Here is a 26,508-nt window from a genome sequence, read left to right as displayed (position 1 = left end):
CCAGAACTTAACCCCCTTCCACTAGCCCAACTTAAACCGATACCGCCAATGCCCCCCTCCCCTTTCCTTCGTCTCAAACCGATCCTTATTCGGTCCATAGGGTTCGAATAAGCGCGGGATAGGTCCGGAGGGATAAGAGTCCCAGTCGATAGGCGATTCCTCTTCTTCGAGTATCTTCTTTGCCTGCACTATCGCGTCAAGGAGCGTGCTTTTATTAAGCACCTCCTGCTCAACTGAGGCGGCAATAGTGCTCATAGCTTTCTCGGTCAGCTCGTCAAAAGAAGAGAAACGCTCACCGACCGGATCAGAAGTGCTGACCAGCATAGTCTTAGGCACTATTGCCGCCATGTCATGAAACAAAGTCTTATCCAACATCTCGTTGAACATCTCTACCTGCTGCCGATGCATTTCCGCTTCTACCCTACGCGCAATCTCAGGATGCATAATCAGCAACCCGTTAGGTCCGCCCACCTGATAACAAGCGGGCTTCTCAATCTTCAACACCCCATATTTCTTTAACCACTTGCGCCGTATCCGCTTCTTTTTGCTTCGGGGAATCCTGCACTGACGCTCCAGGAATTCAAGTGCCTGTTCGGAAACTTTGAACTCAATACCGCACCAACTTTTGCCACCTGAAAGACCTACACTCTTCATCATCCCCGCTTCTCCTTCCGTTTCTCAGCCCGTTTCCTGATCCAGCACCAAAGCTCCCACATCTCACAGCTGGGAACGCCCCGATCATCACGGACAATCGGGGCTCCTTCGTCTTCGTATTTTTTCACTAGTCTCACACCGATACCGAACCGTTTCTCAATTGAGCCGTATGTCCGGACTATCTCGGTGGCTCGTGGAGCTATTGAGGATTCCTGACTCACTTCCCAATCTCCTTCTTCACAAAATCCTTGGCTTCCTTCTCCGTAGTCTCAAACGTCAGAGCGACGGAAATCCCTAGCAGCCAGTATTCCTTGATCCGCTGCGTAAGTCCGAGCTGTGCGGTATTCTTGCCGCATAGCCACAGCCAACCGTATTCGGTGGGGTCGAGCATGTAGACGTCGACTTCGATAAATTTCACTTCCCCACCACCTTAACGCCATACTTGTTTGTGTCCCGGTTCCTGACGTCAAAATGAAACCAGCTCATGCCGGGGAATTCCTCGATGCAGGTGATGAGGTCAAAGCAAGGCTGGCCACCCCACATATTGTTAGGCTCCAGTATTTCCTCTTTCCGCATATCCGCCCTTACTTCCTCCGCCGTGCAATCATGGAAAATACAATCCAGGGCCCGCCCGAACTTATGCTGACTGAGTGCAGCTCCTGTACTGGTGTTCATAGCCCGCAAGCCAGACTCTGTACGATCACCGCCCCAGCACCAGTTATTGACGGTCATCTTGCCGTATCTCTCGCGCAGCCGGTCAGCGGTCTTAAGAACTCGGACGTCAAACGCCAACCAGATCAGATTGTCACGGTGTTTGTGGGCTTCGTAAAAGCCGGGGTAAACTAGTTCTTCGATTCTGAAATGTTTGGGGATGTAGAGTCTAGACACGGTTCATCTCCTTGAGTTCGTCATGCATTCCGAGCCAAAACAGCCGCTTGACTCCCTTCTGTCCACCTGTTGCGTTCCGCAGAAAGCGAAACTGAAGCATTTGTTTAATTTGAAAACTCGTCATTTCCCTTCCTCCAGATATTTCATAGCCTTAAATCTCCAATCTGGCCCATGCTTTTCATAAAGCTCGAGCATCCAATAAATCACGTATGACTGTTCCTCCCTGGCTTTATAGGGAATCTCATGACCTTTGCCTCTTAAAAGTTGGGCAAGACCTCCGCATCGGAAGTTAGGCATCCCCAGTATCTTTTTTGTGTCTTCATTTAGCTCAAAAAGTGCCATGGATTAATTTCTCTCCAAAATTTCATAAACGGTCGTAGTTATGTTGTGCAGGGTGTTAGGCATGTGACCTTCTCCCATGTGTATTTAATGCCGTGCAGACTCGGTACATCCTCTACGGTTAGCTTGTATCCGAGCCTAAGCTGCATCTGTCCTCCACCTCCAAACACAGGAGACAAGGGAACTCCCTTCTCAAGCAGAAATCCGCAAGTTCGTGCCTCAAGTGGCACACTGTCGCTCCACCATTCTGCGTTGATGTATCTCCAGAACTCAGCAGAGGTCTGTACGAAAATATATGAACCTCTCTCCGGGGTGTTAGGCATGTCGACTCTCCCACCACTCCCTCACTCCCTTCAGGACCGCATACGATGCCGCCATGACCAATGTCGTCAAAGGTGGAGACTCCCCGGCCAGTGACAGTGCGTAGCAAGCGAAGAGATAGGCGAGGGCAATGAATGCCAAAGCCTTGAAAAAATCAAACAAGACACCCAAAAGCCTTTCCTCCAGTGTCTTGGGCTTCCATTCGTGGAGCTCCAGCGAGACTTCAAGCTCAAGCATTTCATCTGCCCATTCGGCAGGAACTGTTTTCTCGGCCTGGTTATATCGAGCTGCGGCTAAATAAAGCGCTTTCAGGCGGGACTCGTCATGAAGCTTGCGAGGCATTATGCCAAGAGGCGGTTTAGTTTCCATCACGCCTCCTCCAGCGGCTTCATATCAGGCACCCACGGCCTAAGTTCAATCTCCCATCGCGGCTGATCGCTGTAGTATTTCCCGGTTCCGGGCAGATACTCCACGACCTGCTTATCGTCGCCCCAGTAACGCATCTGACTCATGCAGTCCTTGATATGCTTAAGCACGTTGTCCATATCGGGCTTGACTATAGGCCTTATTTCGCCCGCCTGAGCCGCCGCCTTAAATTTCTTAGGTTTGGACTTGGGAATGGGGAGAAAAGCACGTACTCCCAGCACCAGCGGACCTGTGAGCGGCTGCGTCGGCTGAAAATCCTTGAGAAATGTGTTCAGCACCTGCTCTGCTGACCTCTGATCTTTGTGCTTGTATGCGCAGGCATGCTTGCCTCTAACGGCGTGACGTGCTCTTTTCTGAGCTACTGGGGTGATGGGGATAGTGAATTTTAAAACTTGCATCTAATCGGCCTCCTAAGTTCAATCCGCTTTTCGCAGAGATATTTCGTTATCGCTTCCCGGCTCCACACGCACTGCCCGTCGGGTCTATCCACTCCGTAGCACCAACCTCGTGCGTTCTCGCCTGAACATCGGCAACAGCAATGATTGTTGCAGAAATCCGGGTGTCTGGTTTTCATTTCCTCAATCGTCATGGTCTACAAAAGTCTAGCGGGGCTAAGCAGCATGAGTGACCTGCCGTACCCGCTTCGGGTTGGTTATTTCCCAGCCTATTCTTTCGATTTCTTCCCGCGTAGACCCGCCTACCCTGCAATGTCCGCAGGCAAAGAACGTAGTCCTCGGCGCACAACCGCGCTTACGGCTGATAACGAAGATATTTCCATCTTCGCAGAACGGGCACTTCGGATGATCCTCTTCTCCCTGCTCACGAACAATCCGATCAGGATTGCGTATCTTCCACTTACTCCAAGCGTGGTGGACCTGCTTAACGATGTTCCGCGGTAAACTGTCCAGAGTAGCAATTTGATCCTTGGCAATCTCCAGCACCTCGCCGGGGATTTCCTTCACGCTCTGAAAAGCAAAGTTCTTGGCGTCCCGTTTGCTCTTCGAGTTGGGATCAATGCCGAAGGTCAGGTGGATCTGTTCCCAGAAGTCGTCGAACTCGTGATCAAACATTTCCCACCGCCTTCTGTGCTGCGAGATTGGACACCAACCCCTTGAGTCGGTTCTGATTACCGGAGGAGATAGCCTGCAAAGCCTGTCCACCTTCGCCAATCATGATGGGCTGAGTGGTTCCCCTTAGCCCTTTGACCGGCTCATGGAGTTCAATGCCGCGCTCAGCGTATTCGACGTAGCTCTTCACAAATTTCTTTTCGAACCAGATGCGGTCCTTGATTGGGGAATTGCAAACAGCTCCCCAACTTCCGAACCTGTTCTTGATAACGGCGTTGACCACAGGGTCAGAGAATTGAGGGTTTGCATTCCTGCCGTGCTTGCTTGCTGCTTCGAGAACTCTGTCCGCCCACAACTCAGCCGTGACAGTGACGTCTTCCTTCGGTCCTTCGATGAGCTCAACCAGCTCAACCGGCTTGGGGAAGAACTTGAGAGACATGGTTGACTTGCGCATTGCTTCAACCACCACGGCAATGTCGTATTTCTCAAAACACGAAAAATAGAATTTCTTCATGTTGTCCGAGAAAGCCTTGCCATGCATTTCCGAAAGCGCGGTGAACGCTGCGAGAAATTGAGCCCGTTCCTGTTTGTTCTGCCAATTCATGCTGCTAATCCTCCAGCATTAAGCGTTGATTCGATTCGTAATTCTCCTGATGCACTGCCTGATCTCTGGTCATGCGGACCACCTTGCCTTGTCCGCCTTGGGGTATTCCCGGCGGTCCTCCGTTCTGCTGTGCGGGTTTCTGGAAAGGTTCGTCGTTCCACCTCTTGCCTTTGAGCCACTTGGCGAAAGTAACGAGGTACCCACGCTGAAACTTGTCGTCTTCCTGAGTCAGCAGGATGATGGCTTCACGAACCATCCACGGGTCTGGAAGCAACTGCTTGTCTTCGAGTCGGCACCATTCGCACCAAGCGGCCTCTTCGTCCTGCTTGAGCGGGTAAACCTGCCAGCAGGATTTAAAGCCCTGATAGGACGGTCTGGATTTGCTCGGGCTGTCTGTGTGTTTTGGACCTGATTGCGGAGGTGGTTCTTGGGGGCGGTTTTCGGGCGAAGAGGCGGCAGGAGGATCAACGCGCGCGCGATCCCCACACCCCAATGTATTTAAATCTTCTTTACATTCTTGTTTGTGGTTAGTTGCTGGTTGATCGTTGGTTAGTTGTTGGTTAGCTGGTTGGTTATTTTGCTGGTTAACTCCTTCTTCTGGAGTTTGGTATTTATCGTAATTACAGACAGTTACAACGCTGTGCTTGCTGGTTGATTTGATGGTTATTTCGTTGGTTGATTTTAGGCGATTAAGTGCTGTGCGTATTGATTGCTCTGAAATCCCTGTTTCAGAAGCGAGCTGCTTACGGCCAGTCAAAAGCTGGCCTCGTTCAATCACAGTTCCTCTGTGTTTGGCAGGTTTGTGGTTCGCTTTTATGAGTAGGTGTAAGAACAGATGAAGAGTCTTGGAATCGGTGTACCATTCCCACTCTGCAAGCGACCTATGGAGTCTGATCCAGCCAGTCATGCCAATTCCCCTACCCAAACCACTGCTTAAACCGCTGCCATGCTGACAGGGGTTCTGTTTTTTTGGAAAAACGGACTCGGCCATCACGCTCACGGTAATCGGCCATGTAGCGCACAATAAAAGCGTCCGTGGTATCTTTTACCTTGGACGCATACGAGTCGACTATGAGCGGATCTTCGTGGTTCTGGGCTGACGTCTGCAGCTCATTGACCCGGTTAAAAATCTCCAGGAATTCGGCCCGGGGTTCGTCTGTGACGGGTTTGGGCCTGTTTGCATCCACAACCTTGAAACCACAATCACAAGCAAGATAATTCAATGCCAGCTTAGCGACTTCACGACCCTTCGCTCCCCCCGACTCACACAACTTCACGATCATCCCTGAAGTGCGGTCCAACGGGTTTGGATGAGTATCTTCGGTACACTCCGGGTTAGCGCAATATTTATTTGTCTGGGGGATTGATAGGCCGATTGCTTTTGAAAGTGCGCGGTCCTTGAGCACAGACTTGGCTTCGTCCATTATCTCCCACGACTCAAGCGAGTATTTCTTTCTCATCTACTCGTTACCTCTATTCTGAGTTTAAGTTATGTATTCATCATGGACCGCAATCCACACAATGCAGCCTCAGCGCGGGTCCGCGTCCAGCACGACGAAAAAGGGCTCCTGCTGACGGTTGCAATCATTCATCAAGGTCACATCAAGTGGCACCGGGAGCGACTGTGCTCCGACGTATCCCTTTCTGATTCCCACGATCTGGCGATTTCAAACGCTGCGAAACGACTTGAGTTGCCAATCGTGCGGAGCCAGGGGGTATTGCCGTTTCTTTGAAATTTGGACGCACGAATACCTTCGGGCGTAATTGGTTACGCCGCCTGGTCGTGTTTAGTTTCGGGTTTCGGGCGTTTGTCGCCGTAGAGGTAGGGCCAGAGTTTTTCGAGGGTGGACGAATGAAGCCCCTTACGAGCTCCACTTAAAAAGCGAGTGATTACCGGGGCCGAAATATTCGCCTCATTTGCAAGCTTCGCAGCCGTCCAGCCGGTGTCTTCCAAGAATTTTTTGAGGTCTTCTTTGATGTTCATGCCGCAATGATACCGTATGGCACTACAAAAGGTCAACAAACAACCGTATGGAAGCAGCTAAAAATGATACCTTTTGGTATCTATAAATAATTATGGGAATATACGAAGACACACTTGAGGGATTAAGGCAGACCATCGTCAAACGCTTTTCCAGCGCAAGAGCCCTTGCGGAATATGCGGATATGAATCCGGTCACGCTTACGCGATGGCTTGCAGAACAACGCGCCCCTGACTTTGAAAAATTGAGTCATCTACTTGATGCAATTGGGGCTCGCATAGTGTTCAGCGACGCCGAAGAGATCGAGCCCGCGCGCCCTCGATCTGCCTTTGATGTCGCCATTGCAAAAATTTTATTGGAAGATATTGAATACAGTGACATATCTTTTTCAGATATGGCCCGCAGTATTGGAAGAAAGGAAGAAGAATTGAAAAAGATTCTTTCCGGAGAGGAACCGGTTCCCGCTGAAATAGTATACCAGATATGCAATCAAACAGACCAGAACCCTAAGATTGTTATGAAGAAAGCAGCGGCAAAGCAAAAGGGGAGTTAGCGTGACTACAGAAATCGCAATATTAAATAAAACAGCCGTTGCACTTGCTGCAGACAGTGCTGTAAGCAGCCAGCATAAAATATTCCCAACAGCAGAAAAAATTTTTACCCTCTCCAAACATCACCCTGTAGGGATAATGGTATACTCAGCTGCCAATTTTATGGGCACTCCATGGGAAACAATTATCAAGGTTTTTCGAGATCGAATAGGGACAAAACATTTTTCGACGGTAGCTGAGTATGCTCAAGAATTCAGACTCTTTCTACAGGGACTGCCCTGCGACACCGAGAACGAAGCCGCTAACGTATATTTCGGGTTAGATTCTTTCATTTCTCAAGCCCTCAACAAAGCGGGGGCTTACGTAGACCGGGAAGCAAATAAAAAAGATTCTCTTTCAAAAGAAGAGGTCGATACGATTGTGTGTGAAGTTCTTTTGGACGAATTTGAGATACTTAAGCAACAACACAATGCTCCTATCACCAACTCTTTTTCAGAAGAAGAATTTTGTTCCACATACGCTGCCAGTATTAACGAAGCATACAAACAAATTGAACCTTTCAGCTCTCAAATTTCAGATCTTTACATCAAATTTAAAGCCGCTGCCTACGCGTTATTTTCCAAGACAACATTCGAACCTTCGTATTCTGGGGTCGTTGTTGCTGGATTTGGAGAAGATCAGTTTTTTCCAGCAGTATCTTCGTTCAAAGTGGGACTCTCCTTAAGAGGAAATTTACACTGGATAGATGACTTAGAAAGCCAAATTAGTCATAAAACGCCCTCAGACCTAATGGCTTTTGCGCAAAGAGACATGATCGAAGTTTTTACAGCGGGCGTACACCCCCATTTTGAAAGTATGATTCAAAGTCTTTTTTACAATATGATCAATGACTTTACATCAATGCTTAACGAAAGTGCTCAAAGTGTCGAATCTCAGAATGGAGAGCAAGCTAATAATATCAGAGAGTTTGCCAAGTCATATGAAAAGAAACTAACCGACAGCTTTCATGACGAAATTCATAAATATAAATATGATAATCACGTCGGACCAATTTTAAAAATTGTTAGCATACTACCAAAATCAGAACTTGCGCTTTTTGCTGAAACGTTGGTAAACTTAACAGGTATTAAAAGACGAATGTCTTTTGATCGTGAGAGTGTAGGCGGTCCAACCGACGTGGCCATAATCACTAAAGGTGATGGTTTTGTTTGGATCAAACGAAAACATTACTTTGACCCAAGTTTAAATCACCACTTTTTCCAAAACTACTTTGGAGATAAAAATGCAGAATAATAACTCCAAAAATGAAACCAAAAAATACCGATCGTGGGAAGACGTAAAAGCCGACTACTTTCCGCAATTAGCGAATAGACGTATGGTTGACGACGAAAGTACTGATCCCAATAAATTTGCCCGCAATCTTTCACAAAAAATACGCAAGAAAGTCGAAGAAGAATTAGCAAGCAGATAACCCCGCTCCGGCGGGGATTTTTTTTGCCCACTCGAATGCCATATGGAATTTTATGTTGACACAAGAATGCCATTTGGTATCATTTCCTCAACGACAGCGAAACACGCCCCGCCGAATCCGTCGCGACGATGTCCGGCCAGTACGCGGGTAACGATTTAGGCAGTTGTTGGATATGTTCAAATTTCCCAAATGGTTGTGGCAACTGACCGGCACGAATGTCGGCCAGCTATTTAGAAAAACTTAATAACTCAACACTCTAACTTAATTATCTGAATTTGCTTTTGGATCTTTGATTTCTTTCTGACTCAACCTCCGTACCCCATGCGAAAAAAGTCAGAAACCGCTTCGGACTCTGTGAAGGCATACACCCCTCGTGTGTCTATCACTCATCACACCTCCATAATGGGTTTCGGCGGGACTTTCCCCGGTCCCGCCACCCTCACAGGGTTCGAGGCAGCAATTAAGGAACGGGGCTTGGCAGGTTTATAAGGTCGCTTGCCAAGTCCCAATTAACCCCAAACAAAGCCGGAGGTCAGCATGCGGATTGCGGCATGGTCAATACTTCTGCTTTTTGAATTACTGACAGTCGGGATCATTTACGGAGTTCTGATTGGAGGGTGGACAAGATGGATGCTTTAGAAAAATTTTCGGCTCTGTACTTGAGAGCCATAACAGAGAAGGCGGTTCTGGATTCTGTTGAGAATCCCTCAAAGGACAACCTCGATAAAGCAGACGTGCTTTGCGACCGCCTGGGCGTCTACGCTCTGACCAAGGCTGGAGCAGCCTACAAAGGTAATGTCGAAGGCCCCCGGAGGATTCATGGATAACCTCATGACTTTTTCGAATCTTCGCCGGGACGATTACACCGGGGAAGTTCTTTTCAGAGGCCGTTGGTACTCCGAAGAGGAATACCTCGAACTCCGTGAAGACATGGAACGTGACGAATACTATCGCGACGAAGCAGCGGAAGAACGTGCGGAAGCCCGCGCAGAACTGGAAAGGGAGGAATCATGGGCAGCTTAATTGAAATTCTCGGTAACGGCCTGGTGGAGCGGTACTGTAATGAGTGCCAGAGCTTCGACGGACCTTGTGCCGGCATCCAGAAAGGTCAGTGCAAAGCCCTGAACGAGCTAATGAAGAAGGTCGGCGCTCCGACTGTTCCGGTTGTTTACGGCAATGCCCGTGCTGATAAGTGTAAGCTCTTCAGTCCTCTGGAATTCGTGGATTACGTGGAACGGGCTGTTGCTGCGGGTGAAGTTTTGGACGGAGCCGCTTAAATGACCACCCCCACCCGCAAAGAATGGCTTGAGGCCCGCAGAAAAGGGCTCGGCGGCTCCGATGCTTCCGTAGCTCTCGGCCTCAGCCAGTGGAAGACAAACGTCGAACTCTGGGAAGAGAAGACCGGACGCCGGGAAGACGAAGATATTTCCGACAAGGAATGCGTCAAGTACGGCGTGGCTTGTGAACCTCTTATGCGGGAAATGTTCAAGCTGGATTACCCGGAATTCAGAGTTAAGCACGAAGAAAATGTTGTTCTCCAGCACCCTGTTTACCCTCAGTTGCAAGCTTCCCTTGACGGCATGCTTTGGGATCAGGCCGGGAGACTCGGAATACTGGAAATCAAGACCACCACAGTCCAACGCGGGGCCGACTACGACAAGTGGAAAAACAAGGTCCCGCAAAACTATTTCATTCAGCTGCTTCATTACATGCTGGTCACAGGCGCACAGTTCGCCATTCTGAAAGCCAGAATAAAAAATGAGTGGGGAGGCTCGGTTAGTATCACCGAGAATCACTACCACTTTGAAAGGTCTAACCACATCGGCGACACAATCCACCTTCTTAAAGCGGAACTTGCTTTCTGGAGATACGTTGAAACAGACACCAGGCCGGATTTGATCCTGCCAAAAATAAAGGAGCCTTCACATGGAAATTAAGATGCTCACCAAGGAAGAGGATTTTCCGAAAAAGCTTGAGTTCAACTACGAAGAACTCAAGGAAAAAATCGCGACCAAGGCAGAGAAATATCATGACCTCGTATACACAGACGACACTATCAGCGACGCCAAAGAAGATAGGAAAACCCTTAATAAATTCAGGGAAGCCATGAACGCTGAGCGGATCAGAATGAAGAAGAAATACCTTGAGCCTTTCAACATATTCGAGGGGCAGGTCAAGGAGCTGATTGAGCTGGTTGAAAAGCCTTGGGCCGCTATCGACGCCCAGGTCAAAGGATACGAAGAGCGCCTGAAGCAAGAAAAGCATGCCGCGATTAAGCAGTTCTGGGAAGAACAGGAATCCAGCGTAAAGAAGCTGGTGAGTCTGGACCGTGTTTTCGATTCTCGCTGGCTCAATAAGACCTACTCCATGAACAAAATCGAGGAAGAAATTAAAGCCTTCTTCGCAACTACTGAAACCGAAATCGCCACCATTGAAGAATTAAACACCGAATTCGAAGATCAGGTGATCCGGGTTTACTTGAAGACTTTCTCCATTGCCGCAGCTCTGGCCGAAAACAAAAGCCTCCTTGAACAAAAAGCAAAGCGTGAAGCATACGCCGAAGAACAACGGGTCAAGAAGGAAGAAGCCGAAAAAGCCCGTCAGGCAGCAGCCAACGCACAGCCGAAGCCGGAACCTAAGCCTGTTCAGCAGTCCACCCAGTCCGCTCAGGAAGAACAGCGTCGACCAGTAGAAGTCCAGCGTAAACCCGAACAGGTAACCGTGGACTTCCGTGTCACCGCTACCCGCGACCAGCTTCAGCAGCTGAAAGCGTTCCTGAACAACAATGGTATCGCCTTCGGCCCCGTGCCCTCTGAAACCAAAGAAGCAGCTTAAGGAGTATAGATTATGACTCAGCCTAAAAATTCACTGGCCCCCCAGGGAAATGGCAACAGCCCTCAGCTGACCCCGGCACAGAGCTTTTCCAGATACATCACCTCAACTGCCCCCAAACAGCACATTCAGAACATGATCGGCACCAAAGCCGGTGATCGTTTTATCGCTTCCATGGTTTCGGCAGTTTCGACCAACCCTGCAATTGCAGCTTGTCAGCCCGGTTCGATTGTAAGTGCAGCCCTTCTCGGCGAAAGCCTCGGACTCTCCCCCAGTCCTCAGCTCGGGCACTTCTATATGGTTCCCTTCAAAGACAAGAAGATGTGCAAATATCCCAGCAGAAAAAACGACTGGCGATTCTGCAACAAGCAGTGCGAATACAACAACATGCCCGGTTGTAAGACCGCAACTTTCCAGCTCGGCTACAAGGGATATACTCAGCTTGCTATCCGCTCCGGCCAGTACAAAAAGATGAACGTCATTTCCATTAAAGAAGGCGAACTGAAAAGATACGACCCGCTCTTTGAAGAAATTGAAGTGGAACTTATTCAGGACACCATGCAGCGCGAGAACACTCCCACTGTCGGCTATTACTGCATGTTTGAACTTCTCAACGGCTTTCGTAAGACAATGTACTGGCCCAAAGAGAAAATGGAAATTCATGCCGACACATACAGTGCTGCTTTCAAACTCGACGATTACCGCCTTCTGATGGATGGCAAAGTCTCTGATCGGGATATGTGGAAGTACAGTTCCTTTTGGTACAAAGACTTTGATGGCATGGCCTACAAAACCATGATCCGCCAGCTCATAAGTAAATGGGGCATCATGTCCATTGAAATGCAGCAGGCCATGGCCGGAGACAATGCCAAGATCCTTAACGACGGAACTCCTCAGTACATCGATACCGATCCGATCCACGACGAACCGACTCAACCCGCACAGCAGGAAGACACCGCCATGGATGTTGAGCCTGAGCAGAAACAGCTTGATCAGCAGCCCACTTCTCAGCCGGTTAACCAGAAAACCAAGCAGGGCGAACCTGTTCAGAACGAGCAGGCTGAACCTTCCGCAGAAGAAGAGTTCTTCGACCAAGAACCGCAGCAGAATGAACAGCCCGTGGAACATGAAGCTCAGACCGAACTCACCGAAGCCGACCTCTCTCCCAACCTCGGAGACAAGGCTGAGGAATATGAAGGTTCTCAAGCATCCGTCCGGAATACGATTCTCGTAGACGTTATGGGGCCTTGGGGTGGAACCCTGAAAGACATGGAACGGTTGGTCAGCAAAAGCCAGAACCAGTGGACCAAGAAGGACCGCACCAAGTTGCTTGAAGCATATACCATGCTGGCAAACGGTGCTGATCTGCCCGACGTCTTCCCTACCAACTAAGCTATCAACAGTCACAACATATACAACAGGGGCGGGAAACCGCCCCAAGGATGGAAGAACATGGGCCGTTTATTCAAAGCACACCCTCTGACCGTGTACCGGGTCAGCCCCGAAGAGCAGCTTACCCTGCTTCCCAAAACACGGGATTACGAAGCCATTGCGCATGCCTCCTTTGAGGACATCGACGAACTTTCCCATATTGAAAAATCAACTGGAACAGTCGTTTTTGAGGACTACCGCTCTACCGGATTCGGACCCGGTAATGTGGAATTCGGTGAGTACGTGGTGTTTTCCGTCCGTATCGACGAGCGCAAGATCCCCGGCGCAGCTCTCAATAAACAGGTCGAAGATGCCATTGATAAAGAAATGGTTGAAGCCAAGAAGGAGGGGAAGAATTTCATCTCCCGTGACCGCAAAAGGGAAATCAAGGAGCAGGTCAAACTCCGGCTGCGGGCTCACACAGTCCCTACTCCCAAGGTTGCGGATGTGTGGTGGAACACCAAAACAAACCTGCTGTTTCTGACCGACAAAAGCAAAGGCTTTGTTGAAGCTTTGGACGATGTCTTCCGCACTGCCTTCGGAACTCGGTTCGTTATAGAGCCGCTGACCTTGGGGCTTGATGAAGAAAAAAACATGGTCGGCCACGACTTTCTTACTTCTATCTGGAATGCCAACGGAACCACTTTCTCCCACGGAGAAGACTCGGCTCATGCCTTCATATCCGACAACATCACCGCAGCCGATGCGCAGGAGACAATCAAGGTTTCCGAGGTCGGCTCCAACGCTGAGTTCGACGACATTAAGAGAGCTGTTGAAGACGGCAAGTTTATCGTCGGCGCACAGCTGACTATCTCATACGACGACACTGACTATGAGATAGACGTTGATTCGGCTCTTACTCCCATCCTCAAGGTTTCCGTTCCTGCTGTGACGCACCTTGAACAGGAAGAGATTGACGGCGCGATGCTCACCCAGATTGACCGGGTTGAAACGGCTTTCGGCCTGCTGAATTCTCTGGTGGAACACTGGAAGCAGGAAAGCAGCCTTGAAATCTCTCCCGAGGAGTTCAGGAGACGCATGCGGGCCGGAGCAAGGCAGGCAGCGGAAGACCTCAAGGGTACCCTTCCAGAAGGCACTACCATGACCATTGTCACCTCTGACGGCGAAAAGGTGGAGGTTGCGTAGTTATGTATGACCATAGAGAGATTGACCCTTGCCCATACTGTGGCGAAGCCAAACATCTGAGTATTTACCACTCTGACGACGAAATTTTTTCAGCCTATGTGGCGTGCTGCGCATGCTGGGCGAAAGGGCCCCGGGTCGAAGCGGGCGAAAGTTCAGGATTAGACGCTCTCGGCAAGTACTCTATTGAAGATAAAGCAATTACCAAATGGAACGTAATGTCCGGCAACATCAAAGATCGTGAGGCGATGATTGCAAGACACCGCTCTGGGTACACTGAAAAAGATGCAAAAAGAAAACTGTGCCCAGTGGATAAAAACCCCGCACAGAATTGCGTAGGCTCCGGCTGTATGGCTTGGACTTGGCTCAAGACAGAGTACGGACGCCACAAGAGAGGATACTGCTCGCTTTTGAAAACCAAACAGGAGTCCTAACCATGACCTACACCATCCACGTAACCCGCACCGAATCCAAGGCCGTAAAAGTAACCACCGCAGCGGAGATACAGGCCCTGCATAAGCTTGGCTTCATGACTCAGGACGCAGAAGCCGAGGGCAAAGGCCATTTTGTCAGCCTGTGCGAAGTCTGCGGTCTGCCGGTCTTCTCTGACGACGAACACCTTCGGGATTCTGAGGGAATTTACTGGCACGAAGTGTGCCCGGAGGCCGAGAATGAATAAACAATTCCTCCCCCAGCAAATCCCCGCAGGCGAAACCCCGGTTGTAAGGCTCCTGCATGATGTGCGCGGCGATTTCTGCTTTGCCGGAACCGTTGCCCGCATGGGTGAACATAAAGCCTACCTGAACCAGTATGGCGCTGTCAGCGTGCTTGCTGAAAACTGGCATGGTCTTGGCGTTCGTCCTCCTGAAATGGAATGGGTTTCGGGCAAACCTTCTCACTGGTGCGAAGGCGGCAAGAATACCGTCTACGTGATTGAGCCTTATGAGGGTGATTGGACGCTTGAGGCTTTGAACAAACTGGAAGCAGCAGCAAAGCTTAAGCCCCTCTTCATCCCCCTACGCACAGAATTCTTTAACAAGTTCCTCTCAGGCGAGAAGAAAGAAGAACTCCGTATGTACGGCCCGCACTGGAACGAGAAAACCTGCCGCGTAGGGCGTCCGGTCCTTCTCTCCAAGGGCTACGGCAAGCATGCCCGCGCAACCAGCAGAATTACCAGCTTCGGAAAGATTCCGGCTACCGATCTCAGTGCCAAAGATCAGCAAGCGGTTATCGCTTGTTTTGATTCTCTGGATATTGAGATTGCGGTTATTGGGTTGGGTGATGTTGTGGAGGTAGCGTGAATGGCTTGGCTCTATGTGCCGGGGGCGGCGGTCTCGAAGCGGGCCTATCGCTCGTCCTGCCAGATCAGTACCGAACCGTTTGTGTTGTCGAACGGCAAGCCTATGCCGCGGCCTCTCTCGTGGCGCGGATGGGCAAGGCGGGAATGGATGAAGCTCCTGTCTGGGACGATGTTAAAACCTTCGACGGCAAGCCGTGGCGTGGAATCGTGGATATCATCACTGGCGGCTACCCGTGCCAGCCTTTCAGTAACGCCGGGGAGTGTCTTGCAGAAAACGACCCTCGTTATATCTGGCCTGCAATCCGCAGGATTGTGCGGGAAGTTAATCCGCGCTGGCTGTTCTTCGAGAACGTCGCAGCTCACCTTACCCGTGGCTTTGCCCGAATCCGAAGGGAGCTTCAAGAAGATGGTTACAAGGTTGAGGCAGGAATCTTCTCGGCGGAGGAAGTCGGCGCGCCGCATGAAAGAGCAAGGCTGTTTATCCTCGCAGAACTGGCAGACACCCCAAGCACGGGATTTCCGCAGCGGAGATGTTGCGGGCAACAAGCGCAATCAACGGAAACAGGCACAGGGCTGGTCACAGAATTTGAACGATATGGTTGTTCAACGCTGGACAACTCCGAAGGCCTCACAGCACAGGGACTGCCCCTGCGAGAGAAACAGAACTTCGCCCGGGCTAGGTTCTCAGGTGAATTGGGCAACTCCCGCAGCAACGGATTCCAAACGGGGCGGGACTATCACGGAAAACATGTCCGGACAGAGTCTTCCGCAGATGATGAACAGCGTGGAAAGATTTCCGACTCCGGCCGCGCGGGACTTCAAAGGCACGAACTCGAAGGAGCATCGAGCCAGGGGAAAAGGACATATGTCTCAGCTACCGAACTTTATCGCGGAGACCTCTGGCCCGCAGGCCCCGGAGAATACCAGCACAGCTGGGAAGAACCAAGGACAGTTAAATCCAATGTGGGTGGAGCAACTTATGGGGTGGGCCAAAGGGCAGAGCAGCTTTGCCTGCTCGGAAACGGAGTGGTGCCTGTGGATGCTGCGCTGGCGTTTGTGGCTCTTTGGGGAAGGATGCGAAGTAATGACTAATTCAGCTGAATTTTGTGGCTCGATCGAGGAGGCAGTTTAGGTATGACTACCCCCCAAATCCTAGACCCCGCTTGCGGCTCCAAGATGTTCTATTTCGATAAGGAAACCCCGTTAGTTCACTTCTGCGACATCCGGGACGAAGAACACCCCCTGTGTGACGGACGCTTGCTAAAGGTTCACCCAGATCAGGTGGCGGACTTCCGCGACCTTCCGCACGAGGATGAATCCTTTCATCTTATTATTTTTGACCCGCCGCACCTTGAACGTGCAGGCCCTAAATCATGGCAGGCCGCGAAGTACGGCAAGCTGAATAAGGAAACATGGCGTGAAGACCTCGCCCAAGGCTTCAGTGAATGCTGGCGAGTCCTCGCGGGGGGGGGCACCATGATCTTTAAATGGAACGAGACACAAATAAAAGTGAATGAAATTCTGGCCTGTTTTTCCCAGCGGCCCATATGTGGCCACCGGACTACCCAGAATCTGAAAACTCATTGGATAGTTTTTTATAAACCTGTGGTTGGGGGTTGTGATGGGTAGTGTTAATTATGTGCTGAACGTTTCCGGCGGCAAAGACTCCCTCTTCATGGGGTTTGAATTCATCCGCCGGGGCATCCCCATCCACTCAGCTGTTTACGTAGATATGGGCTGGGAATTCCCTTGGATGGTTCAGCATATAAACCAGCTTGAAAAACTATGTACGCGCAGCACCTGATGTTCAATCACCCCGTTTTTAAACGGACGGGAGAAGATAAAGGCAAGTTGAGCATGATTGGTAAAGGCTGGCCGTCAGCTTCAAGACGCTGGTGTACGACCCGGAAGAATGAAGTCAAAGACAAGTACCTATTGCAAGTGCCGGATGTTGTTTCTTGCATCGGCATTGCTGCGGATGAAGCCCATAGAACCAAGTCCAAAAACTTAAACAGTACAAAATATAAGTGCAGGTTCCCCTTGATTGAGTGGGGAATCACCGAAGCGGAAGCACTCGAAGGTTGCCGGGAACTTGGATTCTTTGGCCCCGGCTCACCATATGACCACTTTAATCGTGTTTCCTGCTTCTGCTGTCCTATCACCAGTAAGGAGTCATTGCGAATACTGCGAAGCAATTATCCCGAACTCTGGACAAAAATGCTGGATTGGGGGGGGCAAATGCAGGGCAAGAAAGCGCGTTTCAACAATGAAAACACTGTGCATGAGTGGGATCAACTCTTCGCCTACGAAGAATCGCTCTACGCACACCGTAAATCCGCGTAAGCGGCGGGAGGGAATATGGCAGATAAAAAATTCAATTCCACTGCATTTCGGAAAGAACTCGTCAAAATCATGCCGGGTTACAAGTGGACCGTTCACCGGGCAGAGAATCCCAAAGAGTACATTACAGCTACGGGAATCAAAACCGCTGGATTTAACAGGACTTCAACACTGGAAGTTGTCCGGCGAGAACACACCAGATTTGGAAAGCCGGGTATTGAATATACGGTGAGGAGTGCTGGGTTCGGCTTAAAGGCTCGTTGGTTGGCAGAGAAGACAGACGGAACCCTTGCCCGCGCATTGCGAGAACTTCAGTCTTATTACGAATACACGGCACAGGAATACAGCAGCGGTGCCAGTGATTTGGAATCGGCTAGAAAAGTGAAGGATGCAGCATGAGCGAATACATAAAATTCGATGCAGGCCGCAACAAAACGGGATTCCTCAAGAAAGAACAAGTCAAAATGATTGAAGAACTTGCGGCAAGATGCCCCAAGATTGGTCCGAAAGAATTGATGCAGTCTCACTATAATCAGTTCGGACAGAAACAGCATGAAGGAATGAAGGAATGATAGACGACAAAACAATGATTCGAAAATTATCTATCCGTTGCGAGAATCTCCGCAAAAGATTCATTCGGGCGATGGAAGAAATTTCCAGCATTAAAGAGGAAAACGCAAACCTCCGTTCCGCCCTCCACGACGCAGAAAAGGCATATGACGAAAACGCCCGCCTCCGCACCCAGAACGCAAAGCTTGCCGGGGCTGCTGGGGAATTGAGACAGTATATCTGTGATATGCGCAACAGAGCTTGCTTCACCAACCAGCGCGGGCAAACCAAGATCACAGACTATACAGACTGCTATGACTGCGTAGAAGGTGAACAGGCCGTAGCGACCGGCTATTGCCTTCAGGTAGACGCAACCGGGAAAGGTGGTTGCCCTGCAAAGCTCAGACGCTGCCCCCATTGCGCTGGGTCCGGGGTTGAGGGGTAAGGCATGGCAGAACCCAGAATCAAAAAATGCCCAAATTGCAAAGTCTCATCAACCCACAAAGGCAACTGCCGTCCACAGATGTCTCGTTGGGGAGAGCAACAGATGGGTAATTTCTATGTCCGTTGTCACAGTTGCGGGCTTCATGGTCCCTACGGTGAGGATGAGGCGAACGCAATCGAATTGTGGAATAAGATTAGGATTGAGGGGTAAGGATTATGGCAGACATTAAGCCCGCATATATAAACAGAGCAGACGCAGCCGAGTACGTAGGATATAGCGCGAAGCAGTTCGGACGATACGTTACTGCTGACCACATCCCCACTTACGGCCCCAAGAACAGCCGCTATAAAGTCGCTGACCTTGATAGCTGGATGGAAGACCGCAAGACTTTCACCAAGAAGAAATACACCTCCAGGCGCAGGCCCAAGGAAGGATTTACGCCCGTAGCGGTTTAGTGATAGATAGCATTCATGGGAGTAGGAACAACTAAAGATGGACGTCATTATGTCCAGTACAGAGTAAAAGGGCGCAAGAGCCCTGTTAGAGAATATTGCGGGAGAGGTCCGGAGTCCTTAAAGCATGCAAAGGTCCGTGACGCAGAAATTTCATTACAAAAGGCCAGAGGCGTTGAGATTCGCCATGGCTCAGAAGTTTATCTTGATGAGCTTGCTCAAGAATATTTGCGGGATGCCAAAGCACGAAATGTCGGTGCTGAGTTCCTAAAAACATGGAGTTCCATCCTTAATAACACTGTCCTGCCTGCTCTCACTCACAAGCCCGTGGACCAGCTGGAATACTCCGATCTGCTCATTCTGACCGAGACGGCATGGTCTCCTGAAAAAGTAAAGCCTGCAACTCTGAATAGATATTTCGGATACCTCCGCGCCGTTTTCCTTTACGGTATAGAGCAGGAAATCACCACAAATAACCCCCTCAAGAAATGGCGCAAATCCAAAGAGCGTAAACGCAATATGGGTCTTGATGTTGATGGCCTGACCCGCATGATTGCCGTTGCTGCTCCTCATGCTGCATGGGGACTTGAGGTGGCGTGGATGTGCGGAGCCAGAACCGGCCCGTCAGAACTTTTTTCCCTTCTCTGGTCTGACCATGATCCTCGCGCCGCAACCATCCATGTCCGCGGAACCAAGACAGAGAAGTCAGATCGCTTCATACCTCTGACCCCTGAAGACAACGGGCGGCTTATCTCTATGCGCTCAAAAGCAAAGAGCGAATACATAATCGAATACAAGGGGAAACCGGTTAAGCAAATGTTCAAGAGCCTCCAGACCGCAGCAAAACGAGCAGGGCTCAACTATGAGGTTACATGGTCCGACATTCGCCACCTGTACGCCTCTGAACTTCTCCGCAATGGTGGAGATTTGGCGGCGGTATCTTCCCTTCTCGGACACTCCGACATCACCACCACCCAGAAAAGATATTACCATCTGCTTCAGGGCGAAAAACAGCGCGCTGTAAATCTGAAACCATCCATCCAAAAACCAACTGGGAAAGTCGTAAAGCTGAAGCGATAATTTACGGTCTACGTTTGGTCTACACCTTGGTCTACATTTATGTCCTTAAAGTAGCCCAAATGTCCAAAAAGTGTAGACCAGAAAACAAACTTATCCAATCATATCAGCACATTCATACTAGGCAGCATTCTTTGGGAGCAAGATGCCGGGTGTTCAAATCATCCTGCCCCGACCAGTAAATTCAAGGACTTACATTACTATGATGTAAGTCCTTTTTTTTATGGGGAATTGGGTGGGAAACCTTTTTAATCTTTGAGTGGGTTGGAGTGGCGGTGCTGGTGTGGGTGATGTTGGGAATCGCGGGAAATTACAGCAGGCAATGCGAAGTGAAAGTGAATAAGTATTTATCCCCAAAATTTTATTATTCCATACACAACCAAAAGAACCATTCCAAACTGGAACAAATCTTTAACAGAACAAGTCGTTAACAATCTCTGCAAATATTCATGCTTGAAAATTCACAGCTTAATTCTTTACGAACTATTTTCGCATAAATTTGAATAATAAGGGCCGACTTCGGAAATAAACCCGAAGTCGGCCTTAAAATATCAACGATACAAATCAAAATGGATTTAGCGGATTTGAACTTCCAAATATTCCTTTATAATTTTCTACAGTAAATAAATCTTTATTCTTTTTCAATTCTTCTAAATAAATACGCTCACATATAACCATCCTCTCTAAAGTTGAATAAACAGAATTGTTCGGGGGAACAACACTACTCATTTTAGAAACAGATGAAATCATTACATCAAAATAATTATGCAAATTGATTATAAGAGTTCTTAAGCTAGGACCAACCTCAGCATGAGCATTATGTACAATCGCGTTTCGAACGGTATAAATACGTCTCAAATGTAATTCTAAATTCTTTTTATGCGTAGAGATAAATTGAGAAACACTTTTAGGTGATTTAAAATGGTCATTAGCTTCAAAAAAAAGTTTGTAAAGTATTGGATAATTATCCAGAGAATATAACATAGTATTCCTGACTTCATTATACTCTGAACAAGCAATCAACTTAACCATCTTTTGAAAATCATTATCTCCTTCGATATCAGCAAGAAATTCATTAAAATTAAAGGGAGACAAACAGAACTCTCTATATACAGCTTTTAAATAGTATTCACAATATGTTACAACAAGACACGGGGCTAGATAACTAACATAATGTACAATTCTATCAGTACTTCCCATGCAAGGGGGTAAAAAGCCTTCAATTGCTGACCATAAATTTAACAATTGATTCTCTTCTGAGATTGACTGCATCGCGGCATGATGAAAATCAAGTGCCTTCATAAATAAAAAATAATCTTGAGTACTCTTACTAAAGCGATCACCATTGAATATCGACAATGTCAGCTGCAAATGTTCATCATCCTCATGCTGACGCTGCTCGACTCCACATAAGAGAGGATTCACACTCTTCGGAAGAACAATAGGATTCCCCGATGGCAGCTCACGAACAAATATCTTTTTACCAACATTCAGTGTAAGACTGTGTCGATGAAACTTACAGATATCACAAAAGAAATCCACCACCTTCCTAGAAAATACACTTGCTGAATGCGGATCCTTGGCATCAAGCACAAGTTTGATTAACGACTCCTCACCACCTGCACGGTAAAATTCTTTAGCCCGAACCAACGAAGACAACTCACTAGGCAAAGAATCGAGGATTTCTATACCAATATCCTTAGCGTTATCACTAAATTCTAATATTGAATTAGAAACTGATATTAAAACAACCCATTGCTTATCTTCACCTTCAAATAAGCTTATATATTCAGAAATACATTCCGATGTAGTGATTTCCCGTGGTCTAATATTTTTATTAAAAAAATATTTCAAACTTTTTCTATAAATATACCGTCTATCAAAACCTTTTAGTTCAAGTTCAGAAATAAAACTAGAAGCTAATCCAAAAATACATAAGTCTAGATGTTCACTACTCACAACAATCTTGATTTTATCGACCAAGCTATCATAATATCTACTATCTAGATCAGTCAATAAAAGACGTATCAAACTTTTAAGCTTATCTTTATCATTAATATTGAATGCAATATCTTCAATTATACATGAATATAATTTTTTATTTGTAATTGCATCATCTGACCCCATCTTTATTTTAAACTCTTCTATTGAATGATTTAAAACACCTTTATTCACTTTTGATTGACAATAATTAATAATAAGACGTCGTAGTTCCATAGCTGAACTATGTGTATTTAGAACAGGAGCTCTAAAAGAATCAAAGGAATGATCAAACAATTGTATATCTACAGCTTGAGCGAATAATAATAAATTTTTCGTTTCTGGAATGTTTTTCCAAACATCAAGAGTAAATCTTGGAAGATTCGGCATGCAGGCAACCTTGTTATTTTTGTGATTAAATTACAAGAGTAATCACCAGAAAAACTCTCTGTCAATGCCCTTTATACTTCTGCGACACCCTAAGACCTAACCTTCCCTTTTTCATGGTCTGAAATGCTACATAAGCCCACTTCTCATAACCCTTACATTTATACCCCAAGCTGCCCTCCATCTATGGGCCTTAAAGACAAATAATCACCCCCCAAAAACAACTGTTTACGGGAAGGAAACGGGGAACCATTCACCCCTAAAAATACCGAAAGAATGTCCCCAATACGAAAATTTATTCAATTATTTCAATGACTGAAACAACATTACACGGCTTTGGGAGCAAGATGCCGGGTGTTCAAATCATCCTGCCCCGACCAGTAAATTCAAAGGCTTACAGCATTTTTTGTTGTAAGCCTTTTTTCGTTGGCACACACTTTGGCACACATCAAACGTCCGTTATACTTTGCATAAGGGCTTTTTCGTTGCTGGGAACCTTTTGAAAAATATATGATAAAATCATCTGAACGCGCCTCGATAGATAGAGACAGCTCCTGAAAATTAGTACACATTTTCAAATAGATACACTGGATTTGCTTTTTACACAGAATACGCTGCTACCAGTACACTTGGTAAGATAGCAAGATGCCGCATAAAGCAAAAAGCCAGCCTCCGGGGAGACTGGCTTTAAATTTACTCTTCAACCAAAGTAGACCTAAGTTTGTTTGAGCCGGGAGCTAAATTCTCTTCTCGGATAATACCCAGCCCAGAAGCCACCACGTATAATTGCTCAATGTGCATCCCTGCAAGATCAAGTGAATATTTAACGTGTATAAGTTTGCGTAACTTACCCAGAACTACTTTTTTCTCTTCTTTCACAATAACATAGTCAGCTTTTACCTTCCCAGTCGAAGATCGAACATCCTGACTCCACTCTCTATTGATTAAATCAAGATAGATAGCCTCATCACGTTTACCCTTATTGAAAATGAGTTTTCCATTTTCAGCGACGAGAGTATACTTAAACAGAGTCTCTTCCGGTGCATCATCCCAGTAGTAAGCTCCTTCTGGAAGTTTCGTCCTGCTTCTCTCTTCTGCTGATGAAATCCTTTTGGGTTTAGGAAGCCTTGTCCATTCTTCAATTTCATAACTTCCATCGTTATTTATTTTCGTACACGTCCGTCGCGTAATAATTTCAAAATCTCTTGATTTCATTTTTATGGTTTCGCCTAGTGCTGGCCCTAAAAATATATCCACATTTTCTATATTAGTACTCTCCTCGCAGCACCCAGTTGCTATTGCGAAAAAACATAAAAAAATTAAACTACTAACCAAAGAAAAACCACACTGTTTCACCCGTCCATGGATTATGAGTCCAACCACGGTCACCTGTTTCAATCCCATACCCCGTATTTATTTTGTACGCTTTCGAATATCTATACATATCTTTCCTATTCACACGAGATTCTGTAGTTTCAGATGAACCTCTTCCATAATTACCGCACGAAGCATAATGCCTCTTAACTCTTTGCTCTTCCGCCCTGTAGTCTTTCCTCCATTTAACATCCGGCACAGGCAATCCTTTAATAATTATCGGTGGAAACATTGTTATGTTGATAGTTTCCAATTCTCTAACATCTTCCCATTCAGTAAATTCATCCCACTCAGTACACTCAATCTGCTGGCAGAGGCAATTCGGATGAGGACGTTCCATTGTCGGGGTTTCGGACACGTTACCATCCAATTTTTTACACGCCTCACACGCTCCTTCATTGGCTTTCCAGATATACCATTTCAGTACATTATACTTACGAGGAGGAAATTCTATAGGGCCAATCCCACCAGCCTCCAAACCCAATCCGTCATTAAAATTAATCGGATCATCCAGACAATACCCATAAACATCCACATCACCGCCGCCATAGCCAAGCGGATCTTGGGCAGTGAAACGACCGACTTCAGGATCATACTCCCGGAACCCGAAATGAACCAACCCGGTATCTTGATCATTAAGCCCGGATGCAAAACCTAGCGGCAGATGAAATTGTTCATTTGTATCCACAAGTACATTTCCAAACGAATCATATATAATTCGCTTTACCTCATTTCCTTGATCATCAGCAACCATAAAAACAGATCCGGTAGTCAATTCACTGCGGGGTCGGAGCTCCATCCGGTAATCGGTAAAAAATTTAATTTCTGATCTCCAGTATTTAAAATTTTGGGAAGACACTCAGAATCCATGTGATTCAAAGCACTTGCGTTCCCCCTATAATTTCAAATTAACAGGCAAGGCGGACCTGAAAAAGGTAACTCAGGTCCGCCTTGATAAGAAATTTAACTTTTGAAAAATGCCGTAGGCGAACTAAAAACACGGGGAACCATTCACCCCAAAAATCCCTAATAATCTCGAAAAAATGTCCCCTATGCGAAATTTTATTCAATTAATTCAACGCTTGAAACATTCTCAAACGGCTTTGGGAGCAAGATGCCGGGTGTTCACAAATTGTCAGGAAAACAATTTGCACGGCGCAGCGAAGCGGAGACCGCCCGAAGGGTGAGCCGCAGGACGCGGCGAATGAAATCATCCTGCCCCGACCAGTAAATTCAAAGGCTTACAGCATTCATTGTTGTAAGCCTTTTTTCGTTGGCACACACTTTGGCACACATCAAACGTCCGTTATACTTTGCATAAGGGCTTTTTCGTTGCTGGGAACCTTTTGAAAAATATATGATAAAATCAGCTGAACGCGCCTTGATATAGGGAGAGACAGTTCCTGAAAATTAGTACACATTTTCAAATAGATACACTGGATTTGCTTTTTACACAGAATACGCTGCTACCAGTACACTTGGTAAGATAGCAAGATGCCGCATAAAGCAAAAAGCCAGCCTCCGGGGAGACTGGCTTTGAATCTGTCATTCTTCAACTAAAGTAGATATAACTTCATTAGGACCGGGGGATAAGTTCCTTTTACGAATAATACCTAACCCTGAAGCCAACACATACGACTGCGCATAGTGAAGACCATCAAGGTCATACGAATATTTCACGTGTACAAGATTCCGCAACTTTCCCATAACAACTTTTTTATCTTCTTTAGCTATAACATAATCAATTTTGATCTTATCTGTCGGAGACTTACCAAACTGAGACCAACGTCTGCTGACAAAGTCGACCATGATATTCTTTTCTCCCTTAAAAGTAATACTATCAAGAATTAGTCGCCCATCTTTTACATACAGCCGATAATGATTAATCAGGTCAGCTTCACCCATGATTATTTTGACTATTTCAGGTGGAAAACCTTTAGGGTGAATCTTCTTCTTTGGCAGTCTTGTTCTTTCTTCAATATAATAAGTTCCAGAATCAGAAATAAAAGAACACGTCCGTTTGGTTACTCCTCCATCGCCTGAATTCTTTAAAATAATTGTTTCACCAAGACTAGGTCCAAGAAACATCTTGGCATCAATATCAGCGGCATATGCTGCACCATGTGCAAACACAAAAATGATTATGATAACTAATGATCGACTAACCACAGCTACCTCCGATTGTTTTTCCCGTCCATGGATTAGTCGCCCACCATGAATCTCCATTCTCGATACCGTAATTTGTGTTTACTTTGTGTGCGGTACCGTCTCTTTCTTCCGTTTTTATGACAACTCTTGTTTCGGACTTTGAATACAAAAGTTCAATGTTTCCTTCCATCATTCTGAAATGTTTTACTGTCCGACCCTCTTCAATACGAATTTTTCTTCTCCACGTTACGCCAACGGTCGTTGTTCCAGGAGGAAAAACAGGTTGTGACATTGTCGCTGGCCCATTACCCAATCTTTTTGTTTCTTCCCACTTGGTGAACTCGTCCCAAGTTTGACACTCAACTTGCTGACACCGACAATTGGGATGTGGCCTCTCCATAGTTGGTGTTTCAAAAACATTATTATTTTTTGCTAAACAATCTTTACAAGCTCCTTCACCAGCCTTCCATATATACCACATCTTCACATTATGCCTACGCGGCATGTTTCCCCAAATTCCCCCAGTGGTTAGTCCCAAAGGATCATTAAAATTAATCGGATCATCCAGACAATACCCATAAACATCCACATCACCGCCGCCATAGCCAAGCGGATCTTGGGCAGAGGAAATCGTTTATTTATATATGTTAATATATTTCCAAACTAATCATATATAATTCTTTTTAGCCCATTTCCCTGATCATCAGCAACCAAATAAAACAGATCCGGTTGTCAATTCACTGCGGG

Annotated in this window: 42 protein-coding genes; 23 read left to right on the top strand and 19 right to left on the bottom strand. The window is 47.1% G+C overall.

Features of this window, described 5'->3' with window-relative positions:
• Positions 1-21: 21 nt before the first annotated feature.
• From ACKU35_RS07135 to ACKU35_RS07070, 14 genes are all read right to left on the bottom strand, one after another.
• Positions 22-657 carry a hypothetical protein gene (locus tag ACKU35_RS07135; RefSeq protein ID WP_319764489.1) on the bottom strand — a complete coding sequence of 212 codons (636 nt, stop codon included), beginning with the start codon at positions 655-657 and terminating at the stop codon, positions 22-24.
• A complete protein-coding gene (locus ACKU35_RS07130; protein ID WP_319764487.1) occupies positions 654-875 on the bottom strand; it encodes a hypothetical protein in 222 nt (73 codons plus the stop codon). Before ACKU35_RS07130 ends, ACKU35_RS07135 begins: the two co-directional genes overlap by 4 nt.
• Complete coding sequence (locus tag ACKU35_RS07125) at positions 872-1,072, bottom strand: hypothetical protein (protein ID WP_319764485.1); 201 nt, start codon at positions 1,070-1,072, stop codon at positions 872-874. The genes ACKU35_RS07130 and ACKU35_RS07125 overlap by 4 nt, the downstream gene beginning before the upstream one ends.
• Positions 1,069-1,542 carry a peptidase M15 gene (locus ACKU35_RS07120; protein ID WP_319764484.1) on the bottom strand — a complete coding sequence of 158 codons (474 nt, stop codon included), beginning with the start codon at positions 1,540-1,542 and terminating at the stop codon, positions 1,069-1,071. The genes ACKU35_RS07125 and ACKU35_RS07120 overlap by 4 nt, the downstream gene beginning before the upstream one ends.
• The gene (locus tag ACKU35_RS07115) at positions 1,535-1,666 is read right to left on the bottom strand and encodes a hypothetical protein (RefSeq protein WP_319764483.1); all 132 of its coding nucleotides are present in this window, start codon (positions 1,664-1,666) and stop codon (positions 1,535-1,537) included. The genes ACKU35_RS07120 and ACKU35_RS07115 overlap by 8 nt, the downstream gene beginning before the upstream one ends.
• On the bottom strand, positions 1,663-1,884 hold the full coding sequence (locus ACKU35_RS07110; RefSeq protein WP_319764481.1) for a hypothetical protein: 222 nt from the start codon (positions 1,882-1,884) through the stop codon (positions 1,663-1,665). The genes ACKU35_RS07115 and ACKU35_RS07110 overlap by 4 nt, the downstream gene beginning before the upstream one ends.
• Before the next feature lie 38 nt (positions 1,885-1,922).
• Positions 1,923-2,204 (bottom strand): hypothetical protein, encoded by a 282-nt coding sequence (locus ACKU35_RS07105; RefSeq protein WP_319764479.1) that lies wholly within the window; start codon positions 2,202-2,204, stop codon positions 1,923-1,925.
• On the bottom strand, positions 2,197-2,571 hold the full coding sequence (locus ACKU35_RS07100; RefSeq protein WP_319764477.1) for a hypothetical protein: 375 nt from the start codon (positions 2,569-2,571) through the stop codon (positions 2,197-2,199). The genes ACKU35_RS07105 and ACKU35_RS07100 overlap by 8 nt, the downstream gene beginning before the upstream one ends.
• Entirely contained in the window at positions 2,571-3,026 is a 456-nt protein-coding gene (locus tag ACKU35_RS07095; RefSeq protein ID WP_319764475.1) for a RusA family crossover junction endodeoxyribonuclease, read from the bottom strand. Before ACKU35_RS07095 ends, ACKU35_RS07100 begins: the two co-directional genes overlap by 1 nt.
• A gap of 213 nt (positions 3,027-3,239) precedes the next feature.
• Positions 3,240-3,698: a hypothetical protein gene (locus ACKU35_RS07090; protein ID WP_319764474.1), complete on the bottom strand. Its 459-nt coding sequence runs from the start codon at positions 3,696-3,698 to the stop codon at positions 3,240-3,242.
• Entirely contained in the window at positions 3,691-4,299 is a 609-nt protein-coding gene (locus ACKU35_RS07085; RefSeq protein WP_319764472.1) for a hypothetical protein, read from the bottom strand. Before ACKU35_RS07085 ends, ACKU35_RS07090 begins: the two co-directional genes overlap by 8 nt.
• A 4-nt stretch (positions 4,300-4,303) precedes the next feature.
• Entirely contained in the window at positions 4,304-5,206 is a 903-nt protein-coding gene (locus ACKU35_RS07080; RefSeq protein WP_319764470.1) for a hypothetical protein, read from the bottom strand.
• Between the two features lie 10 nt (positions 5,207-5,216).
• Positions 5,217-5,759: a hypothetical protein gene (locus tag ACKU35_RS07075; protein ID WP_319764468.1), complete on the bottom strand. Its 543-nt coding sequence runs from the start codon at positions 5,757-5,759 to the stop codon at positions 5,217-5,219.
• A 308-nt stretch (positions 5,760-6,067) separates the two neighbouring features.
• Positions 6,068-6,283 carry a helix-turn-helix transcriptional regulator gene (locus ACKU35_RS07070; RefSeq protein ID WP_319764467.1) on the bottom strand — a complete coding sequence of 72 codons (216 nt, stop codon included), beginning with the start codon at positions 6,281-6,283 and terminating at the stop codon, positions 6,068-6,070.
• A gap of 92 nt (positions 6,284-6,375) precedes the next feature.
• On the opposite strand from ACKU35_RS07070, the gene ACKU35_RS07065 reads away from it, so the two are divergent.
• The 23 genes from ACKU35_RS07065 to ACKU35_RS06955 all read left to right on the top strand — a co-directional run bounded on the left by ACKU35_RS07065 (position 6,376) and on the right by ACKU35_RS06955 (position 19,875).
• Positions 6,376-6,834: a hypothetical protein gene (locus ACKU35_RS07065; RefSeq protein ID WP_319764465.1), complete on the top strand. Its 459-nt coding sequence runs from the start codon at positions 6,376-6,378 to the stop codon at positions 6,832-6,834.
• A gap of 1 nt (position 6,835) precedes the next feature.
• Complete coding sequence (locus ACKU35_RS07060; protein WP_319764463.1) at positions 6,836-8,125, top strand: hypothetical protein; 1,290 nt, start codon at positions 6,836-6,838, stop codon at positions 8,123-8,125.
• Complete coding sequence (locus ACKU35_RS07055) at positions 8,115-8,303, top strand: hypothetical protein (RefSeq protein WP_319764461.1); 189 nt, start codon at positions 8,115-8,117, stop codon at positions 8,301-8,303. Before ACKU35_RS07060 ends, ACKU35_RS07055 begins: the two co-directional genes overlap by 11 nt.
• A 626-nt stretch (positions 8,304-8,929) precedes the next feature.
• Positions 8,930-9,130: a hypothetical protein gene (locus ACKU35_RS07050; RefSeq protein WP_319764459.1), complete on the top strand. Its 201-nt coding sequence runs from the start codon at positions 8,930-8,932 to the stop codon at positions 9,128-9,130.
• On the top strand, positions 9,123-9,326 hold the full coding sequence (locus ACKU35_RS07045; protein WP_319764457.1) for a hypothetical protein: 204 nt from the start codon (positions 9,123-9,125) through the stop codon (positions 9,324-9,326). The genes ACKU35_RS07050 and ACKU35_RS07045 overlap by 8 nt, the downstream gene beginning before the upstream one ends.
• Positions 9,314-9,580, top strand: a complete 267-nt coding sequence (locus ACKU35_RS07040; protein WP_319764455.1) for a hypothetical protein — start codon at positions 9,314-9,316, stop codon at positions 9,578-9,580. Before ACKU35_RS07045 ends, ACKU35_RS07040 begins: the two co-directional genes overlap by 13 nt.
• A complete protein-coding gene (locus ACKU35_RS07035) occupies positions 9,581-10,240 on the top strand; it encodes a YqaJ viral recombinase family protein (RefSeq protein ID WP_319764453.1) in 660 nt (219 codons plus the stop codon).
• Entirely contained in the window at positions 10,230-11,138 is a 909-nt protein-coding gene (locus tag ACKU35_RS07030) for a DUF1351 domain-containing protein (protein WP_319764451.1), read from the top strand. Before ACKU35_RS07035 ends, ACKU35_RS07030 begins: the two co-directional genes overlap by 11 nt.
• A 12-nt stretch (positions 11,139-11,150) precedes the next feature.
• Positions 11,151-12,527: a recombinase RecT gene (locus tag ACKU35_RS07025; protein WP_319764450.1), complete on the top strand. Its 1,377-nt coding sequence runs from the start codon at positions 11,151-11,153 to the stop codon at positions 12,525-12,527.
• A gap of 60 nt (positions 12,528-12,587) precedes the next feature.
• Positions 12,588-13,712 (top strand): recombination-associated protein RdgC, encoded by a 1,125-nt coding sequence (gene rdgC, locus ACKU35_RS07020; protein ID WP_319764448.1) that lies wholly within the window; start codon positions 12,588-12,590, stop codon positions 13,710-13,712.
• A 2-nt stretch (positions 13,713-13,714) separates the two neighbouring features.
• Positions 13,715-14,143, top strand: a complete 429-nt coding sequence (locus tag ACKU35_RS07015) for a hypothetical protein (RefSeq protein WP_319764447.1) — start codon at positions 13,715-13,717, stop codon at positions 14,141-14,143.
• Positions 14,144-14,145: 2 nt separating this feature from the next.
• Positions 14,146-14,388, top strand: a complete 243-nt coding sequence (locus ACKU35_RS07010) for a hypothetical protein (RefSeq protein WP_319764445.1) — start codon at positions 14,146-14,148, stop codon at positions 14,386-14,388.
• A complete protein-coding gene (locus ACKU35_RS07005) occupies positions 14,381-15,010 on the top strand; it encodes a hypothetical protein (RefSeq protein WP_319764443.1) in 630 nt (209 codons plus the stop codon). Before ACKU35_RS07010 ends, ACKU35_RS07005 begins: the two co-directional genes overlap by 8 nt.
• Positions 15,007-16,101, top strand: a complete 1,095-nt coding sequence (locus ACKU35_RS07000) for a DNA cytosine methyltransferase (protein WP_319764441.1) — start codon at positions 15,007-15,009, stop codon at positions 16,099-16,101. Before ACKU35_RS07005 ends, ACKU35_RS07000 begins: the two co-directional genes overlap by 4 nt.
• A gap of 42 nt (positions 16,102-16,143) precedes the next feature.
• On the top strand, positions 16,144-16,638 hold the full coding sequence (locus tag ACKU35_RS06995; protein WP_319764439.1) for a class I SAM-dependent methyltransferase: 495 nt from the start codon (positions 16,144-16,146) through the stop codon (positions 16,636-16,638).
• Positions 16,631-16,813: a hypothetical protein gene (locus ACKU35_RS06990; protein ID WP_319764437.1), complete on the top strand. Its 183-nt coding sequence runs from the start codon at positions 16,631-16,633 to the stop codon at positions 16,811-16,813. The genes ACKU35_RS06995 and ACKU35_RS06990 overlap by 8 nt, the downstream gene beginning before the upstream one ends.
• Positions 16,813-17,352 carry a hypothetical protein gene (locus tag ACKU35_RS06985; RefSeq protein ID WP_319764436.1) on the top strand — a complete coding sequence of 180 codons (540 nt, stop codon included), beginning with the start codon at positions 16,813-16,815 and terminating at the stop codon, positions 17,350-17,352. The genes ACKU35_RS06990 and ACKU35_RS06985 overlap by 1 nt, the downstream gene beginning before the upstream one ends.
• A gap of 15 nt (positions 17,353-17,367) precedes the next feature.
• A complete protein-coding gene (locus ACKU35_RS06980) occupies positions 17,368-17,748 on the top strand; it encodes a hypothetical protein (protein WP_319764434.1) in 381 nt (126 codons plus the stop codon).
• On the top strand, positions 17,745-17,921 hold the full coding sequence (locus ACKU35_RS06975; protein ID WP_319764432.1) for a hypothetical protein: 177 nt from the start codon (positions 17,745-17,747) through the stop codon (positions 17,919-17,921). The genes ACKU35_RS06980 and ACKU35_RS06975 overlap by 4 nt, the downstream gene beginning before the upstream one ends.
• Positions 17,918-18,343 carry a hypothetical protein gene (locus tag ACKU35_RS06970; RefSeq protein WP_319764430.1) on the top strand — a complete coding sequence of 142 codons (426 nt, stop codon included), beginning with the start codon at positions 17,918-17,920 and terminating at the stop codon, positions 18,341-18,343. Before ACKU35_RS06975 ends, ACKU35_RS06970 begins: the two co-directional genes overlap by 4 nt.
• Before the next feature lie 3 nt (positions 18,344-18,346).
• Positions 18,347-18,553: a Lar family restriction alleviation protein gene (locus ACKU35_RS06965; protein ID WP_319764429.1), complete on the top strand. Its 207-nt coding sequence runs from the start codon at positions 18,347-18,349 to the stop codon at positions 18,551-18,553.
• Positions 18,554-18,558: 5 nt separating this feature from the next.
• The gene (locus ACKU35_RS06960) at positions 18,559-18,798 is read left to right on the top strand and encodes a DNA-binding protein (protein WP_319764427.1); all 240 of its coding nucleotides are present in this window, start codon (positions 18,559-18,561) and stop codon (positions 18,796-18,798) included.
• A 15-nt stretch (positions 18,799-18,813) separates the two neighbouring features.
• Positions 18,814-19,875, top strand: coding sequence for a site-specific integrase (locus tag ACKU35_RS06955; protein ID WP_319764425.1), 1,062 nt, complete (start codon positions 18,814-18,816; stop codon positions 19,873-19,875).
• 561 nt (positions 19,876-20,436) lie between these two features.
• Here the strand turns inward: ACKU35_RS06955 and ACKU35_RS06950 are convergent.
• From ACKU35_RS06950 to ACKU35_RS06930, 5 genes are all read right to left on the bottom strand, one after another.
• The gene (locus tag ACKU35_RS06950) at positions 20,437-22,242 is read right to left on the bottom strand and encodes a hypothetical protein (protein WP_319764423.1); all 1,806 of its coding nucleotides are present in this window, start codon (positions 22,240-22,242) and stop codon (positions 20,437-20,439) included.
• 690 nt (positions 22,243-22,932) lie between these two features.
• Positions 22,933-23,454, bottom strand: coding sequence for a hypothetical protein (locus ACKU35_RS06945; RefSeq protein WP_319764421.1), 522 nt, complete (start codon positions 23,452-23,454; stop codon positions 22,933-22,935).
• 112 nt (positions 23,455-23,566) lie between these two features.
• Positions 23,567-24,367, bottom strand: a complete 801-nt coding sequence (locus ACKU35_RS06940) for an RHS repeat-associated core domain-containing protein (protein WP_319764419.1) — start codon at positions 24,365-24,367, stop codon at positions 23,567-23,569.
• 791 nt (positions 24,368-25,158) lie between these two features.
• Complete coding sequence (locus tag ACKU35_RS06935; RefSeq protein WP_319764417.1) at positions 25,159-25,782, bottom strand: hypothetical protein; 624 nt, start codon at positions 25,780-25,782, stop codon at positions 25,159-25,161.
• Complete coding sequence (locus tag ACKU35_RS06930) at positions 25,775-26,350, bottom strand: hypothetical protein (RefSeq protein ID WP_319764416.1); 576 nt, start codon at positions 26,348-26,350, stop codon at positions 25,775-25,777. Before ACKU35_RS06930 ends, ACKU35_RS06935 begins: the two co-directional genes overlap by 8 nt.
• Positions 26,351-26,508: the final 158 nt, after the last annotated feature.

The sequence above is a fragment of the Maridesulfovibrio sp. genome, assembly GCF_963676065.1.
GTDB lineage: Bacteria > Desulfobacterota > Desulfovibrionia > Desulfovibrionales > Desulfovibrionaceae > Maridesulfovibrio.
The sequence above is the reverse complement of the archived record's forward strand: the minus strand, read 5'-3'. Positions and strand labels throughout refer to the sequence as shown.